We start from the raw sequence: 16231 nt of genomic DNA, 5'->3' as shown, positions 1-16231 counted from the left end.
GGTAAAAGTTATCTGCCTTATTTGATCCATCTGATATTTAAGGTGTATTTTTTAACGTCAATTCAGAAAGTATTCGGAACACATGTCATACGAATGTTTACAGAGAGTATAATTGTCGGAGGATAGTTTATTAGAGCTATAGAAAGTTACTATTAAGTGTCTTTATGGGTCTACTGAGACATATGTATTAGATAGGTAAGCAAATAGCGGAGGTTAAATGCAATGAAAAATCCATTCACAGGCAGAGTAAAACATGTGGTAATACTGTTATGTTTTTTGTTGGTGCTGCTTTTGATATCCTATTTTTTTATTAGCAGGTCGATAGAAAAAAAGCACGCAAATACAATGGTCATGGGCGGAAAATATTATGATATGGTACATATAGAGAATACAGAAGAAATAAAAGAGGAGAGTCTTGTCAGGGCTGGAGGTTCAGAAGAGGAGAAAGAACCGGATTTGGAAGCGTATTTCAGGCCTTCCAGTCTCCCGGTATTAAATACTCGTTTTGACTGGAATTTTATAGATGATTATTATGACAAAAAGCCATCAGATATAATACTGCCCTCTGACCTTTTTAAGACTCCGGAAGATACTATCCTTAATTACTTCAGCATCTTACGGGAAGCTGCCAATATTGAAAAAGGGAAATCAGCAGGCTGCGGAACACTTGGAAATGCAGAAATCCCCTATCCGATAGCCTATAATTTTCTTGACGATGAATATAGAGACCGTTTGAGCTATAAACAGTACCGAAAGACATTTGAAAACATCCTGCATATCAATCTAATAAAATACCACAGTGTTCCAGTTTATGATAAGAAAGAGAATCTACAGCGTTATTTTGTAGAGCTGGAAACCATAGAGGGAAATGAAAAAAATCAGGGGAGTTTCGCATATTATTATGGTTTTGTAGACCTTAAAGAGGAGAAGGGTGAATATAAGATATCAAATCTTGAATTCCATGGTGAAAACTATTTGTGCGCACCTTATCATGGCTGGGCATATGATGCTGAAATGTCTGTAAAAGTGCGCTATGGAGAATGGTGCGAGCTGATAGAAAAAATGTATCCAGTGAAGCAGGAAGGGTATATAAAGAATATATCTTTTAAGGGAAATGATGGTTTGGACTATCTACTGGTATATTATCAATTAACAAATGATACGGATATAGAGATTGCCCAATTCCGAAAGGCAGGCGGAGGAGAGTGGGAGCAGATAAGGATTAACCCTGAGGACTGTGTAAAGGATGAGAATGACGCTGTTAAATAGTTTGAATATAGCAGGAGCTGTTATAAAAGGCTGTATCAAACCTGGACGAAACGGTTGAATACAGCCTTTATGTTATATAATATTATACTTGGTTTACATAGAAATTACTGTTTATCTTTCTTCTTATCCAGAAAGTTTCTCTCAAACCATTGAAAAAGCATGACAAGCAAAGTAATTATTATAATAACAACAAATATACTAAACATACCTTTCCACATAATATTAAGTGATATCAAAAGATCTTCTATACTAAAATTCATGTCTGACTCCTTTCATCCTAAGACAGTGGGTTCATTTATGACAGCGGTCTATTTTAAGATAGTAGTTAACAGGTTGAGAATAATACCGCCCGCTAATACGGAAGCAATCTGACCGGATACATTTGCGCCGATAGCATGCATCAGAAGATGGTTTGTAGGGTCTTCCTTAATAGCCATTTTCTGAACTACACGAGCTGACATAGGGAATGCGGAAATACCCGCAGCACCAATCATAGGGTTAATCTTGTTCTTACGGAACAGATTGACGAATTTGGCGAACATAACACCGCCTATTGTATCAAATACGAAAGCGATAAGACCAAGACCAAGGATTAACAGTGTCTGCCAGGTTACGAAAGCTTCCGCTCTCATACTAAAGGAAATGGTGATACCCAATAGCAGAGTAACCAGATTTGCAAGTATGTTCTGAGCGGCATCGGATAAAGTGGTAAGAACACCGCACTCTCTTAGTAAATTACCAAACATTAAGAAACCAACCAAAGAAACGGAAGTAGGAGCAACAAAACCTGCAATAATTGTTACTGCAATGGGGAATACTATTTTAATCCTTTTTGATACTGATACGGGATTATAAGGCATTCTGATAAGACGTTCTTTTTTTGTCGTAACAGCTTTAATGGCAACTGGCTGAACCAGAGGCACCATAGCCATATACGAGTAGGCCGCGACTGCAATCGGACCGATGTATTTGGATTCCAGTATCTGTGATACAAGAATTGCAGTAGGGCCGTCTGCGGCACCGATAATACCGATGGAAGCAGCATCACGAAGATCAAAGCCTAAGATGATTGCAACTGTTAAGGTTAAAAAGATACCAAACTGTGCAGCAGCACCGAATAATAACATGATAGGATTGGATAACAGAGGTCCAAAATCAATCATGGCGCCGATACCGATAAACAACAGTAAAGGAAGTGCTTCTGATGCTTCGATACCTGTTTCGAACATCCACTGTATGATACCGTGGGTGTTACCAATACCCGGAAGCACCTGGTCGATAACACCTGATAACGGAAGGTTAACCAGGATAGCACCAAATCCCATAGGAAGAAGTAAGCTGGGCTCATAGCCTTTAGCAATAGCAAGATAGATTAACAAAATTCCTACTGCATACATGACTAATTGTGGAACAGTTACGGAAGTAATACCCGTTAGTAAAAAATCCATTGTGAATCTCCCTTCGTACTTGTAAAGCTTTTGATGTTAGTGAATAATTGCTTTTTTATAATGGGTATGTTAGTCTCTGACATAAAAAAAGCCTGTACCCTAAAGAAGGATACAGGTCTTGTCTTTTCAAATTAAACCAGAACATTAATGTTCGGCTGTTGGTTTAACTGCATGTCCGAAGCACAGTTTGTACCAAAACATGCTGACTACTCCCCTATATCTGATTAGCTTTAACAGTAGCATAAATATAAGGAGAAGTCAATAAAAAACCACATTTTTCAACAGGCAGCAAAGAAGAAAAACCACTGCATTTTCGGAATTCGGCTGACATTTTAAGTTGACTTTGTTATAATAGAAATAACTGAGTCTGCATAGGAGCGGACCAGTAAACATAAGGAGCAGCTATGATACGTGATACTTTCGATAAAATAAGGGATAAAGCAGATATCAGAGAAAATCTGATAAAATTAAAGGCTGAATTAAAAGAAACCCATAGTAAGACTGCTCTGTTGTATTATATTGGGGCAGATTATCAGATACTACTTAATTTATTAAAGGAAGAAGATCCTAAAATAAGAAAAAATACCGCATTGATCTTAGGGGAACTGAACATACCGGAAACCCTTAATGATTTATTTGAAGCCTATGAAAACGAGGAGCAGTTATTTGTCAGAAGTGCTTATCTAACAGCTTTAAAGAATTTTGACTATTCCTCTTATGTAGAGAAGCTGGAGAAACGATATGATATTTTAAGCAGCACAGAAATAACCGAAGGAAACAAGAAACATGTGGAGGAAGAACTACGACATCTTTCTGCTTTGATCCGTAAGGTAAAAGGAGCCCAAAAGCATGAATTTACCGGTTACAAAGTCCCCTCCTCCCTTATCCTGCTTACAAACAGAAATTATATAGGAGCTACCTTAAAGGAGCTTCAGGGAATCAACGCAAGAGAGTTTAATGCAGGTGTCATGGTGGAAAGTGACGACCTGGATAAAGTACTTTCTGTCAGAACCTATACAGAAATCCTGTTTATACTAAAAGATATAAAATCAGTAGACAGGGATGTGGTAACAGGAGCAAAAGCATTGGCAGAGAGCAGCCTGATGGAATTTTTGATGCAAAGACACCAGGGAAATCCTCCTTTTTATTTTCGAATAGAATTAAAAGCGAAAATGGAACTGGATAAGCGCAGTAGTTTTACGAAGAAATTTGCTTCAGAGTTAGAGCGGAATACAGGCAGAAAACTTATCAATAGTACCTCTGATTATGAATGGGAATTAAGGCTTATTGAGAATAGAGACGGGAGATTTAACGTCCTTATAAAGCTGTGCACCTTAAAGGACGACAGATTCAGTTATCGCAAGAACGTAATCGCTGCCAGCATAAATCCTGCTATGGCAGCACTTATTGCAGCACTTGCCAAAGATTATATGAAAGAAGATGGGCAGGTGTTAGATCCATTCTGCGGTGTGGGTACGATGCTTATTGAACGAAACAAAGAAGTAAAAGCAGGGACAATGTATGGTCTGGATGTATTTGGTCAGGCTATTGAGCGGGCAAAGGAGAATACAGCCCTAAGCGGAGACACTATCTACTATATTAACCGGAATTTTTTTGATTTTAAACATGAGTATCTCTTTGATGAGATTATTACCAATATGCCCAGAGCCCAGGGTCATAAAGATGAAAATGAAATCTGTGAATTGTACCGGCGGTTTTTTGCAAAAGCAGGAGAACATCTTAATCAGGACGGAGTGATTATAATGTATTCCCATAACAAGGATTATGTACACAAGTTCTATAACCGCAAGAGTTTCAGAATAGTAAAGGAATTTGAGATATCAAAAAGAGAAGGTGCTTATCTGTTTATATTACAGATAGTTTAAGATGATGATATAACCATATGATCTGGAAGAGATATTATTTTGTATATGAATAGCTCGGGGATGCAAGGCAGCTCTATACAAGGGAGCAGTTCTATACAGGGGAGCAGCTCTATGCAGGGGAGCAGTTCTATACAGGGGAGCAGCTCTATACAGGGGAGCAGCTCTATACAGGGGAGCAGCTCTATACAGGGGAGCAGCTCTATACAGGGGAGCAGTTCTATACAGGGGAGCAGTTCTATACAGGGGGCAGTTCTTTGCATGGGGACAGTTCCTTGCAAGGCGAGGTTCTTTACATAGGGAGAGTTCTTCACAAGGGGACGGTAAAATGTACAATTCAGAAAGACTCATGCTTCAATTCCAAGGCATAAGAAGTCCTAATTCACTGAAGAGTTTGTGCTTGACATATTATCAAACAGATAACTCGCTATGCTCAAACAATCTGTTTGATAATATAGCACAAAATCTTCAGTGAAAAGGCCTTCTAATACCTTTCCATAGACGCATTCGTTCTTTCTAAATTGTACATTTTACCTGTGTCCTTGCATTTTTTTAATGAAAGTAATAATCCCCACGCTATGCTGGGGAGAACAGCTGGAGATGGTCAGGATTTCAATAGAAAACCTCCTTTGATATAGTAAGAATGGTGCCGAAAGCCAAACTTAATATATTACAGGAGGAGATCCTTGGATAATAGAAGATTATCACTACGAGATGGAAATGCTATTACCATTTTGTATTTATTTCAAGATATAGAAAGAAAGTGTTGCATGGGAAAGGCAGGGAAGATGTTAGAGAAATAAGTGTTGTATTTCCGCAAAAGATAAGTATTTCAGATTTTATGGGATACTTAAAAGGTAAAAGTCATTAATGGTTTATGATAACATTTAGAGGTGCAGAGTAAATGTGATAAAGTGTTTGGATGATGTCTTTTTCTGTATGTTAACATAACATTTGTATTCCTGGATTTGATTTTTTACCCCAAATTTGATTTTATGAATATAGATGAAAACACAAGATGTAGCGTTATGAAAATGGCTTCTGATTCTTAATTGAATCAGAAGTCATAAACATTGAGAATTACATAAATATATTGAATTTTATATATAGCAACTACTACTATTATTAATAGTGGTAGTTGTTTTATAACTGATAAATTAGAAATCTTCACTCAGAAGATATACGGCAAAGGTTGCTTCTGTCTGAGTATCATAATTTACTGAAATAAATCCATTATCGTATTTAAAATGCATATCACCGTTATTGTCACTGACAGGTTCACCGAATACTGCTTTGAAGCTGTCTATCTTATCACCGATTTTGGCTCCATTAAAATCTATATCTGTCCGATCGGTGAAGACCTGGCTGACAGCGGTATATTCTGCATTAAACCAGATTCTAATTCCGTTTTCCTTAAATTCTAACCCTCCTTCATCTATCTTAGAAGGTTCTTCCGCAAGAGTTTCTAATAAAGTATCCTTACTTACTCCCAATAAATCGAAATATTTCTGAAAACTTACAGTATTAACGACAGAAATATTTTCGTCTTCTGCAGCATCATTGCTCTGGGTTTCAGTCGGAGCTTCCGGGGTGGTTGTATTTGCTGAACCGGTACTCTTTGTACTGTCATTACGTTCTTTATCAGAGGAATTGGCTGAACCGGTCAGGCTGGCACAACCTGTTAACAGAGTTAGGCATAATAAGGTAATAACTGCCCATTTTACTGATGTTTTTTTATATTGTGTAATCATGATTATTCTCCTTTTATTTTGTTTGCTGACGAATCCTGCGGTTCCTGGAACCAGATGCAGCTCTTTTATTCTTTTCATAATAGTAAGGATTGTAAGTCCGTATTTCTTATAATCCTCTTCTGTCAACACCCCAAGGACAGAGGCATCACAGGATATTTCACAATCCTGTTTCATTTTATACATGGAATACCATATAACCGGATTAAACCAATAGATACCTTGAATAATCATACCAAACAGATGAAGCGGCAAATCCCTTCTCTTAATATGAGATAACTCATGCAGAAGGATAAAGCTAAGCTCCTCCTGCGTTAGTGTTTGCAGCAGTCTTTTTGGCAGGAGAATCCGGGGATGAAAGACCCCCCACACCATAGGTGATTGTATGTGTTCACTGTAAACAATAGAAACGTTACTTTTTATATGAAGCTTTGTTTGGCAGTAAGCTAGTGTAAGTAATATTTCTGTTTGAGTACAGAGATTATATTTCTTTAACTTTAGAAAGAAAAAAGTATTAACCAGGATTATATAACCCCATATCAGCAGTACACCAGCAAGCCATAGATAAGCAAAATTTACCATACTGGAGGAAATAAGACCTGTTATATTCATATGCTGGTTATTGTTCACATTGCTTACAGGGGAGGTAAAGGAAGAATTGCCATTTTCTGTGGGGTTATTATAAACAGGAGAGGCTGCTTCACTGCTGGTAAGAGTCTGTCTGGTGACGGTCATATCCTTTTGAGGCTGATATGGGAATAAGCTAACAGGGCTTTCAAAGGTAAACGGGAGTGCAAGCCTTATTATCAATAGTAACCAGATATAATAATGAAGCCTTGCACTGAGTCGGTCCTTTAAGATACCTTTTAGAAGAAGGATACCTATGGCAGGTACAGTGCCCATAAGTGAAAGCCTGAATATACGTTCAAATAAGATTACAATATCCATTTTAACACCTGCCTCCTTATTTCAGTTTTTCGTCCAGAAGTTTTTTTAATTCTTCCATTTCTTCAGCGGTCATTTTCTCATCATGAATAAAATTAGCTACTAAATTATAGATTGAGCCTTCATAAATTTTACGAACAAAAGAACCGGTTTCTTCCTGTATGCATTCATCCCTGGTCACAATAGGATAGAATTTATACTGACCAGAATCTTTATCAACACCTAACGCTTCTTTTTTTACCAGACGGGAAATTAGTGTATGGATGGTTTTGGGATTCCATTTGGCTTCTTTGCTTACTTCTTCTATTATTTTAGTAGTCGTAAGAGGTGAGTTTCTCCACAGTACCTTCATAATCAGCCATTCTGCATCAGATATTTTGCAGTTACGGTCATTCAATATAGTACCTCCTTCCTACATATGTAGTCTGTGCTGTATTAACAGATTACACTTGTAGGAAGGGGTTGTCAAGTAAAATGTTAAATTTTACATAGGAGGGAAACAGTGAGAAAAGCAGACTACCTTTTATTATAAGTAATAGGGTTTAGAGATATGGGAGGAGTATTAACTCATGAAAAGCTTGTAATGAACATTTGATAATACATTTCATAAGCAAATATGCAATAACATATGCGAAATATTACAATATCATAGAAGATTAATTTAGTTTATAAAAACTGTTGACATTTCTGGGGGAGGGTGGTATCCTATACATCTGCGTTAGAAAAATAACGCCAAATAATCAGAAAATAACATTTATTATTTGTTGTTGACACACAATGAAAAATGTGTTAGTATGGTTAAGCTCACTTGAAGAGCTAAACACAGTGGATTAAATCATAATGAATTAAAATCGTAATTGTGATTAAATGAAAATAAATTTGTCTACAAAATAAAAAGTTTAAAAACATTTTTGTAAATTGTCAAATTTTTATAAACAATTAACTGAAAAGAATGATAAAAAAACTTTTAAAAAAGAGTTGACAAACAATAAACGCTGTGATATAGTAATAAAGCACCGACGAGCTGCTAACACAAAGAAACAGAGTAAGCAGGTACAACTGCTGAAAAGAAGTGGATAAGCTGCTTGGAAGAGCAAATTGAACATTGATAACTGAACAGTAAAACAACCCTGAAATTTTCTTATAAATTTCATTCAAGATTTAAGACTCCGGTCTTAATGATTGAAAAAGAACAGTATCAGAAATGATACAACCTTAAAACAGTAAAAAAGTAGTACAACTTATGTTGTTCTACCGGAAATAACAATTGTTCAAATCTTAGATTTGAAAAGCCAATGTTAATTCTGAAAACGATTAAACTTTAATTTGAGAGTTTGATCCTGGCTCAGGATGAACGCTGGCGGCGTGCTTAACACATGCAAGTCGAACGGAGTTTATAAGCGGAAGTCTTCGGATGGAAGCTTATGAACTTAGTGGCGGACGGGTGAGTAACGCGTGGGTAACCTGCCTTACACAGGGGGATAACAGCCGGAAACGGCTGCTAATACCGCATAAGCGCACAGTGCTGCATGGCATCGTGTGAAAAGATTTTATCGGTGTAAGATGGACCCGCGTCTGATTAGCTAGTTGGTGGGGTAACGGCCTACCAAGGCAACGATCAGTAGCCGGCTTGAGAGAGTGAACGGCCACATTGGGACTGAGACACGGCCCAAACTCCTACGGGAGGCAGCAGTGGGGAATATTGCACAATGGGGGAAACCCTGATGCAGCGACGCCGCGTGAGTGAAGAAGTATTTCGGTATGTAAAGCTCTATCAGCAGGGACGAAAAAATGACGGTACCTGACTAAGAAGCCCCGGCTAACTACGTGCCAGCAGCCGCGGTAATACGTAGGGGGCAAGCGTTATCCGGATTTACTGGGTGTAAAGGGAGCGTAGACGGTGATGTAAGTCAGATGTGAAAGCCCGGGGCTCAACCCCGGGACTGCATTTGAAACTATGTTGCTAGAGTGCAGGAGAGGTAAGTGGAATTCCTAGTGTAGCGGTGAAATGCGTAGATATTAGGAGGAACACCAGTGGCGAAGGCGGCTTACTGGACTGTAACTGACGTTGAGGCTCGAAAGCGTGGGGAGCAAACAGGATTAGATACCCTGGTAGTCCACGCCGTAAACGATGAATACTAGGTGTTGGGGGTCAAAAGACCTTCGGTGCCGTCGCAAACGCATTAAGTATTCCACCTGGGGAGTACGTTCGCAAGAATGAAACTCAAAGGAATTGACGGGGACCCGCACAAGCGGTGGAGCATGTGGTTTAATTCGAAGCAACGCGAAGAACCTTACCAGGTCTTGACATCCCTCTGACCGGATCTTAACCGATCCTTTCCTTCGGGACAGAGGAGACAGGTGGTGCATGGTTGTCGTCAGCTCGTGTCGTGAGATGTTGGGTTAAGTCCCGCAACGAGCGCAACCCTTATCCTTAGTAGCCAGCAGTTCGGCTGGGCACTCTAGGGAGACTGCCAGGGATAACCTGGAGGAAGGCGGGGATGACGTCAAATCATCATGCCCCTTATGATCTGGGCTACACACGTGCTACAATGGTGACTACAAAGGGAAGCAGCCTCGTGAGAGTGAGCAAATCCCAAAAAGGTCATCTCAGTTCGGATTGTAGTCTGCAACTCGACTACATGAAGCTGGAATCGCTAGTAATCGCGAATCAGAATGTCGCGGTGAATACGTTCCCGGGTCTTGTACACACCGCCCGTCACACCATGGGAGTTGGAAATGCCCGAAGTCTGTGACCCAACCGTAAGGAGGGAGCAGCCGAAGGCAGGTTCAATAACTGGGGTGAAGTCGTAACAAGGTAGCCGTATCGGAAGGTGCGGCTGGATCACCTCCTTTCTAAGGAAGTAAGTAGGGGTTGTTTTACTGTTGAGTTATCAAATTGATTTCACTATGTGAGATCTTTAAAGATTGTCACTTGAAAAAAGAGTAACAATTAAATGAAAAAACAGGTTGACATTGAAAAATAAATGTGCTACTATATAAAACCTGGCCCTACGGGGAAAGATAACAAAAAATTTCCGGTGGCGATGCGCTTATGGGACACACCCGTTCCCATCCCGAACACGATGGTTAAGACGTAAGCGGCCGATGGTACTATACTGGAGACGGTATGGGAGAGCAGGTGGCTGCCGGATTATAAAAAAATAACTACCTTGTAGTTAGCTTCATAAAAGGGTTATAGCTTAATTGGAAGAGCAGCTGGTAACAGCGGGCATGAGTTCAATTCTCATTAGACCACTGTTTCTTAACTTTGAGTACGGACTATCAATAGATTGTCAAAGTACATATAAGAGAGAAACAAAACAATTGTACCTTGAAAACTACACATTTGATTTGAAGACATCTAATAAATATGCGTTTGTTTTTTTGTCACGCTAGACGGAAAAACAATGCAGACAGAAGAAGCAAAGGAGATTATATCAAGTTTGTGGAACTGAGACACAACAGTCGAAAGACTGCGAAGGTCAAGCTAATAAGAGCGCAGGGTGGATGCCTTGGCACTAAGAGCCGATGAAAGACGTGATAAGCTGCGATAAGCTGCGGTGAGGAGCAAATATCCTTTGACCCGCAGATTTCTGAATGGGGAAACCTGACGGAGCAAACCTCCGTTACTATTAAGTGAATACATAGCTTAATAGAGGGAACCCGGGGAACTGAAACATCTAAGTACCCGGAGGAAGAGAAAGAAAACTCGATTTCCAGAGTAGTGGCGAGCGAAATGGAAAGAGCCTAAACCAGAGGATTTATCTTCTGGGGTTATGGACCGCAACAAGTGAGATGAAAGGTAGCAGAATGGTTTTGGGAAAGCCAGCCAAAGAGAGTGAAAGCCTCGTATGCGAAACCGGAAGTCAGCGAGCGGGATCCGAAGTACCACGAGACACGAGAAACCTTGTGGGAATTAGGGGGGACCACCCCCCAAGGCTAAATACTACTTAGTGACCGATAGTGCATAGTACTGTGAAGGAAAGGTGAAAAGAACCCCGGGAGGGGAGTGAAAGAGAACCTGAAACCCTGTGTTTACAAGCTGTGGAACACCTATTTACAGGTGAACCGCGTACTTTTTGTAGAACGGTCCGGCGAGTTACGTTTACTGGCAAGGTTAAGAGTTTAAGACTCGGAGCCGAAGGGAAACCAAGTCTGAATAGGGCGAATAAGTCAGTAAAAGTAGACCCGAAACCGGGTGATCTACCCATGTCCAGGTTGAAGCTGCCGTAAAAGGCGGTGGAGGACCGAACACACATCCGTTGAAAAGGGTGGTGATGAGGTGTGGGTAGGGGAGAAATTCCAATCGAACCCGGAGATAGCTGGTTCTCCTCGAAATAGCTTTAGGGCTAGCCTTGGTTTAGTCTAATGGAGGTAGAGCACTGAATATCCTAGGGGGCGTCAAAGCTTACCGAAGATTATCAAACTCCGAATGCCATATAGATGATGACCAGGAGTCAGACTACACGAGATAAGTTGGGTAGTCAAAAGGGAAAAAGCCCAGACCACCAGCTAAGGTCCCAAAGTGCGTGTTAAGTGGAAAAGGATGTGGGATTTCGAAAACAACTAGGATGTTGGCTTAGAAGCAGCCACACATTAAAAGAGTGCGTAATAGCTCACTAGTCGAGAGGTCCTGCGCCGAAAATGTCCGGGGCTAAAACACGACACCGAAGCTGTGGATAGTAGTGAATACTACTGTGGTAGAGGAGCATTCTTAATACCGACGAAGCGATACCGTAAGGAGTCGTGGAGGGATAAGAAGAGAGAATGCCGGAATGAGTAGCGAGATGAAAGTGAGAATCTTTCAGGCCGAATATCTAAGGTTTCCAGAGTAAAGCTGATCTGCTCTGGGTAAGTCGGGACCTAAGGCGAGGTCGAAAGACGTAGTCGATGGACAACAGGTTGAAATTCCTGTACCTTATAAAAACAGAACTGTGGGGACGCAGAGACAAAGTCAGAGCCGGGTGAGGAATACCCGGTACAAGCGAGGTACCAGTGGAGCAGGAAAATCCGTTCCATAATGGGAAGACGTGATGTGGACCGAAATATAAGTAGGGAAGCTGATGGAGGCACTGCCAAGAAAAGCCGCTATTGTTTTTTATAAGCCCGTACCGTAAACCGACACAGGTGGATGAGGAGAGAATCCTAAGGCCGACGGGAGAAGCATTGTTAAGGAACTCGGCAAAATGACCCCGTAACTTCGGGAGAAGGGGTGCCTGTAGAAATACAGGCCGCAGAGAATTGGCCCAAGCAACTGTTTAGCAAAAACACAGGTCTATGCAAAACCGTAAGGTGAAGTATATGGGCTGACGCCTGCCCGGTGCTGGAAGGTTAAGGGGAGATGTTAGGAGCAATCCGAAGCGTTGAACTTAAGCCCCAGTAAACGGCGGCCGTAACTATAACGGTCCTAAGGTAGCGAAATTCCTTGTCGGGTAAGTTCCGACCCGCACGAAAGGCGTAATGATTTGGGCACTGTCTCGACAATGCACCCGGTGAAATTGAAATACCAGTGAAGATGCTGGTTACCTGCGCCAGGACGGAAAGACCCCATGGAGCTTTACTCTAGCTTGATACTGGGATTCGGTATTGCATGCACAGGATAGGTGGGAGGCTATGAAGCGGTGACTCCGGTTGCCGCAGAGCCGTTGTTGGGATACCACCCTTGCAGTACTGGGTTTCTAACATGTGCCCGTGATCCGGGCAGTGGACAATGTCAGGTGGGGAGTTTGACTGGGGCGGTCGCCTCCGAAAGGGTATCGGAGGCGCTCAAAGGTCCTCTCAGGATGGACGGAAACCATCCGCAGAGTGCAAAGGCATAAGAGGGCTTGACTGCGACACCGACGGGTGGAGCAGGTACGAAAGTAGGACTTAGTGATCCGGTGGTATAAAGTGGGATTGCCATCGCTCAACGGATAAAAGCTACCCTGGGGATAACAGGCTTATCACTCCCAAGAGTTCACATCGACGGAGTGGTTTGGCACCTCGATGTCGGCTCATCGCATCCTGGGGCTGTATTAGGTCCCAAGGGTTGGGCTGTTCGCCCATTAAAGCGGTACGCGAGCTGGGTTCAGAACGTCGTGAGACAGTTCGGTCCCTATCCGGCGCGGGCGTAGGATATTTGAGAGGAGCTGACCTTAGTACGAGAGGACCGGGTTGGACTGACCTCTGGTGTATCGGTTGCACTGCCAAGTGCATGGCCGAGTAGCCAAGTCGGGACGGGATAAACGCTGAAGGCATCTAAGCGTGAAGCCCCCCTTAAGATAAGATATCCCATGCGAATGCAGTAAGACCCCTGAAAGACGATCAGGTGGATAGGTTAGAGGTGGAAGTGCAGTAATGCATGTAGCTGACTAATACTAATAGGTCGAGGGCTTGACCTAAAGATTAGATGAAATCAAAAAAGTGTGTAGTTTTGAAGATACAAATCGAATGAAGGACTGTGAAGGTCTTATAAATAGAAGAGAGCCTGTGGGTCAACTTAAAAAGTTGAGTTCACAGGCTTTTGTTTTTCTGTTTATATGATAATATATATACCTGAAAATTAGTTGGTATTGACTTTTGACTAATTTGATAGGTGCTCTAACCTTATAATGTAAGCCCACCATAGGTTCTTTTCCAATGTTAGTTCTTAAAAAATCCTTCTTTAAAAGAAATTTTGCTTTGAGTAGTAAAAAACATTTCTTTCCATATAGTATATTATAAGCTAACTTTATTTACGCTTTCTTTGGCTAATTCAGTAATATATTCATAATCAGAGCCATTTATCTGACAGGTAGATCTTTTTACATCCATATAAATAGTCTGATCTAGCTTATCTACCTGCAAAATAGACGCTACGTCTATCGATAAATCCAGTTCACTATTTCTTTGTGAGAAGACTATTCTGTGAAATATTTTAGGCGAGTGTATAGTTTACCCAATATAGCATATTTCTTAAAGCAGCTTCGTACTGTGTGCTTTGTACTGTATAGGTGTTAGTCCTTTTATTTGCTAGATATACTTTCCGTTCAATACATTTTCTTGTAACTCTGGGATTTCGCCTCCTGGAATTGATAAATATCTGCTAGTGGTAGTGTAGTTGAATGACCTTCTGAACGTTTTTCTATGCAAAACGCCATGGGGAAATGCTCCTTGTTGTTATTATTGCTGTGATGACCAGAATGTAACACAAGAGAGACGTTTCCGTATTTTATTACTCTTTTAGTTGTAACACATGTATTGTAATCCTACACTGAACGATTTTTGGCAAAACGTATCTTTCGGATCCCTTCCTTGTATAATAAAGTACCTGTATTTCTGCATTTTGTGTTGTAGTTGATGGAACAACCGAAAACCACTTGGAGCGGAAATAAACGATATATATTTTTTTCTACAGCTTCAGATAAGTTTTTAGAAGATAATCGATTATTGACCTGGATGGTATTTGGATATGATTTTTTTCATTGAGGAATGAGTCTATGACCCATTATGGGAAATGATAGCCAGATAGAATAGGGTTTTAGAAATTCTTCAGCATTTTTAGATTTCTGAAATCACGGATATCGAATTTTGTGATTTTCTAAATTGAATATCACTGTCCCATATGCATATTATTAAGGAAAGCAAATGTATCCTCACAAACTGTCGTTACAAGAGATCTATATCAAAGGACATATTTATTTATACAACCATATAATCCAATAATTTAAAGGAATTTTCAGTAATATTCATATAAAAACCACCTTCCAAGTGAGAGTATTCATATCTAACGCTTACTTGGAAGGTGGTTTTTATTACCGTGACACAAAATTATTGTACTACTTGTTGAGATTTTATATTAACTTTTCATTTATCTCAAATCTCCTGCAATTTATTTTGCAGAAAATGTGATAGGATCTGAATCTGCGATTGTTTCAAAAGTATTTACATCAAAAATATTAAATTGTAATTCAACCTCATCAATACTCTCGATTCCATTCTCCTCTAACTCATTGGACATAATTGTAATTTCATTAATGGATTTCTTACCATCGTATACATTGCAAGAGAAGTAGGGAGTCATCATAAATCCATTGATTGACATATTTGTGCATTGTATGCCTACATTAGTTCCGGAAGTATTCTCCATGTATAGCAAAATAGCGGTTCCCCAAATGCTATTCTCATCAACTGTCTTACCTACAATTCTTATTCCCCCCTCGTTGTAAAGCTCCGTACCGGCATCATTTGAGGTGGTGTCCATATTTGCATATTTTGATGTTTGAATGGTCACAACATCTGTGTTTATGATATCTTCATAGGAAGCACTGTCATATACATGAAAATAAATCTCTACCTGTCCGACAGAATCAATACCAGCAGCCTCTAAAGTGGTGCTAGATAAGTACATTGTTTCGTTTGATTTCTTACCGGCTGCAACTTCCGCTACAAATATATCTGAAATCATATAATTATTTACGATTAATGCATTAGTGCTTACAGTAACATTCTTGTCAGAATTATTTTCAATGAGTAGCTTAATTCCATCTCCCCATATAGCATCTGTTGTATACTCAGACGCTGTTATAACGATATCATCCTGGTTAACAAGAACCTGTTTTTCAATTGTAACAGCTTCATTACTTGAATCTTTGGCTTCTTCTGTCGCATCATTAGTTGTCTCGTCACCAGAGACTTCAGGTTTTTCAGAAGCAACAACATTCTTTGTTTCACTCGGTTCAGAGGAGCCGCATCCTGTGGCCATTGATGCAAATAACCCCAGGCATAATAAAATAGCGGTCCATTTTCTTTTCTTTTTCATATTTTTTTCTCTCCTGTAAAAAGTAATTTTATAATAAGAACAGCAATTACCTCAGCTAGAAATTCAACCTAAGTATCCCATAAGTCAAATGTTCCTTTGGCAATAGGTGTTAATCCGAAGGAATTCCATAGCAACTGAAAAATAAAAGCAGTAAGG

At 40.2% G+C, this 16231-nt stretch carries 8 protein-coding genes, 1 tRNA gene and 3 rRNA genes; 7 read left to right on the top strand and 5 right to left on the bottom strand.

The features are described 5' to 3' along the window. The first annotated feature begins 222 nt into the window (after positions 1–222). Entirely contained in the window at positions 223–1269 is a 1047-nt protein-coding gene (locus R2R35_RS09405) for a hypothetical protein (protein ID WP_317734252.1), read from the top strand. A 104-nt stretch (positions 1270–1373) separates the two neighbouring features. On the opposite strand, the gene R2R35_RS09400 is transcribed toward R2R35_RS09405, so the two are convergent. Further along, a complete protein-coding gene (locus tag R2R35_RS09400; RefSeq protein ID WP_317734251.1) occupies positions 1374–1529 on the bottom strand; it encodes a hypothetical protein in 156 nt (51 codons plus the stop codon). A 48-nt stretch (positions 1530–1577) separates the two neighbouring features. Next, a complete protein-coding gene (locus tag R2R35_RS09395; protein WP_317734250.1) occupies positions 1578–2717 on the bottom strand; it encodes a sodium ion-translocating decarboxylase subunit beta in 1140 nt (379 codons plus the stop codon). Between the two features lie 404 nt (positions 2718–3121). On the opposite strand from R2R35_RS09395, the gene R2R35_RS09390 reads away from it, so the two are divergent. Both R2R35_RS09390 and R2R35_RS24560 read left to right on the top strand, forming a co-directional pair. After that, positions 3122–4603 (top strand): methyltransferase, encoded by a 1482-nt coding sequence (locus tag R2R35_RS09390; RefSeq protein ID WP_317734249.1) that lies wholly within the window; start codon positions 3122–3124, stop codon positions 4601–4603. 697 nt (positions 4604–5300) lie between these two features. Beyond that, positions 5301–5471: a transposase gene (locus R2R35_RS24560; RefSeq protein WP_334309128.1), complete on the top strand. Its 171-nt coding sequence runs from the start codon at positions 5301–5303 to the stop codon at positions 5469–5471. A 286-nt stretch (positions 5472–5757) separates the two neighbouring features. Here R2R35_RS24560 and R2R35_RS09385 read toward each other — a convergent pair whose 3' ends face one another. Together R2R35_RS09385 and R2R35_RS09380 are read right to left on the bottom strand one after the other, a co-directional pair. Next, the gene (locus R2R35_RS09385; protein ID WP_317734248.1) at positions 5758–7296 is read right to left on the bottom strand and encodes a M56 family metallopeptidase; all 1539 of its coding nucleotides are present in this window, start codon (positions 7294–7296) and stop codon (positions 5758–5760) included. Positions 7297–7312: 16 nt separating this feature from the next. Then, positions 7313–7690, bottom strand: coding sequence for a BlaI/MecI/CopY family transcriptional regulator (locus R2R35_RS09380; RefSeq protein WP_317734246.1), 378 nt, complete (start codon positions 7688–7690; stop codon positions 7313–7315). Between the two features lie 925 nt (positions 7691–8615). Here R2R35_RS09380 and R2R35_RS09375 point away from each other — a divergent pair. From R2R35_RS09375 to R2R35_RS09360, 4 genes are all read left to right on the top strand, one after another. Beyond that, a 16S ribosomal RNA gene (locus tag R2R35_RS09375) occupies positions 8616–10149 on the top strand. A 181-nt stretch (positions 10150–10330) separates the two neighbouring features. After that, positions 10331–10448: ribosomal RNA gene (gene rrf, locus R2R35_RS09370) — 5S ribosomal RNA — on the top strand. Between the two features lie 37 nt (positions 10449–10485). Further along, positions 10486–10554: transfer RNA gene (locus R2R35_RS09365), tRNA-OTHER, on the top strand. Positions 10555–10776: 222 nt separating this feature from the next. Continuing rightward, positions 10777–13676 (top strand): 23S ribosomal RNA (locus tag R2R35_RS09360). The 16S, 23S and 5S rRNA genes sit together here with 1 tRNA gene alongside, the layout of an rRNA operon. A 1469-nt stretch (positions 13677–15145) precedes the next feature. Here the strand turns inward: R2R35_RS09360 and R2R35_RS09355 are convergent. Next, a complete protein-coding gene (locus R2R35_RS09355; protein ID WP_317734245.1) occupies positions 15146–16075 on the bottom strand; it encodes a hypothetical protein in 930 nt (309 codons plus the stop codon). Positions 16076–16231: the final 156 nt, after the last annotated feature.

This window comes from Anaerocolumna sp. AGMB13020, from assembly GCF_033100115.1.
Classification (GTDB): domain Bacteria; phylum Bacillota; class Clostridia; order Lachnospirales; family Lachnospiraceae; genus Anaerocolumna.
Note: the sequence above shows the minus strand (reverse complement) of the source record. Positions and strands in the feature narration are given on the sequence as shown.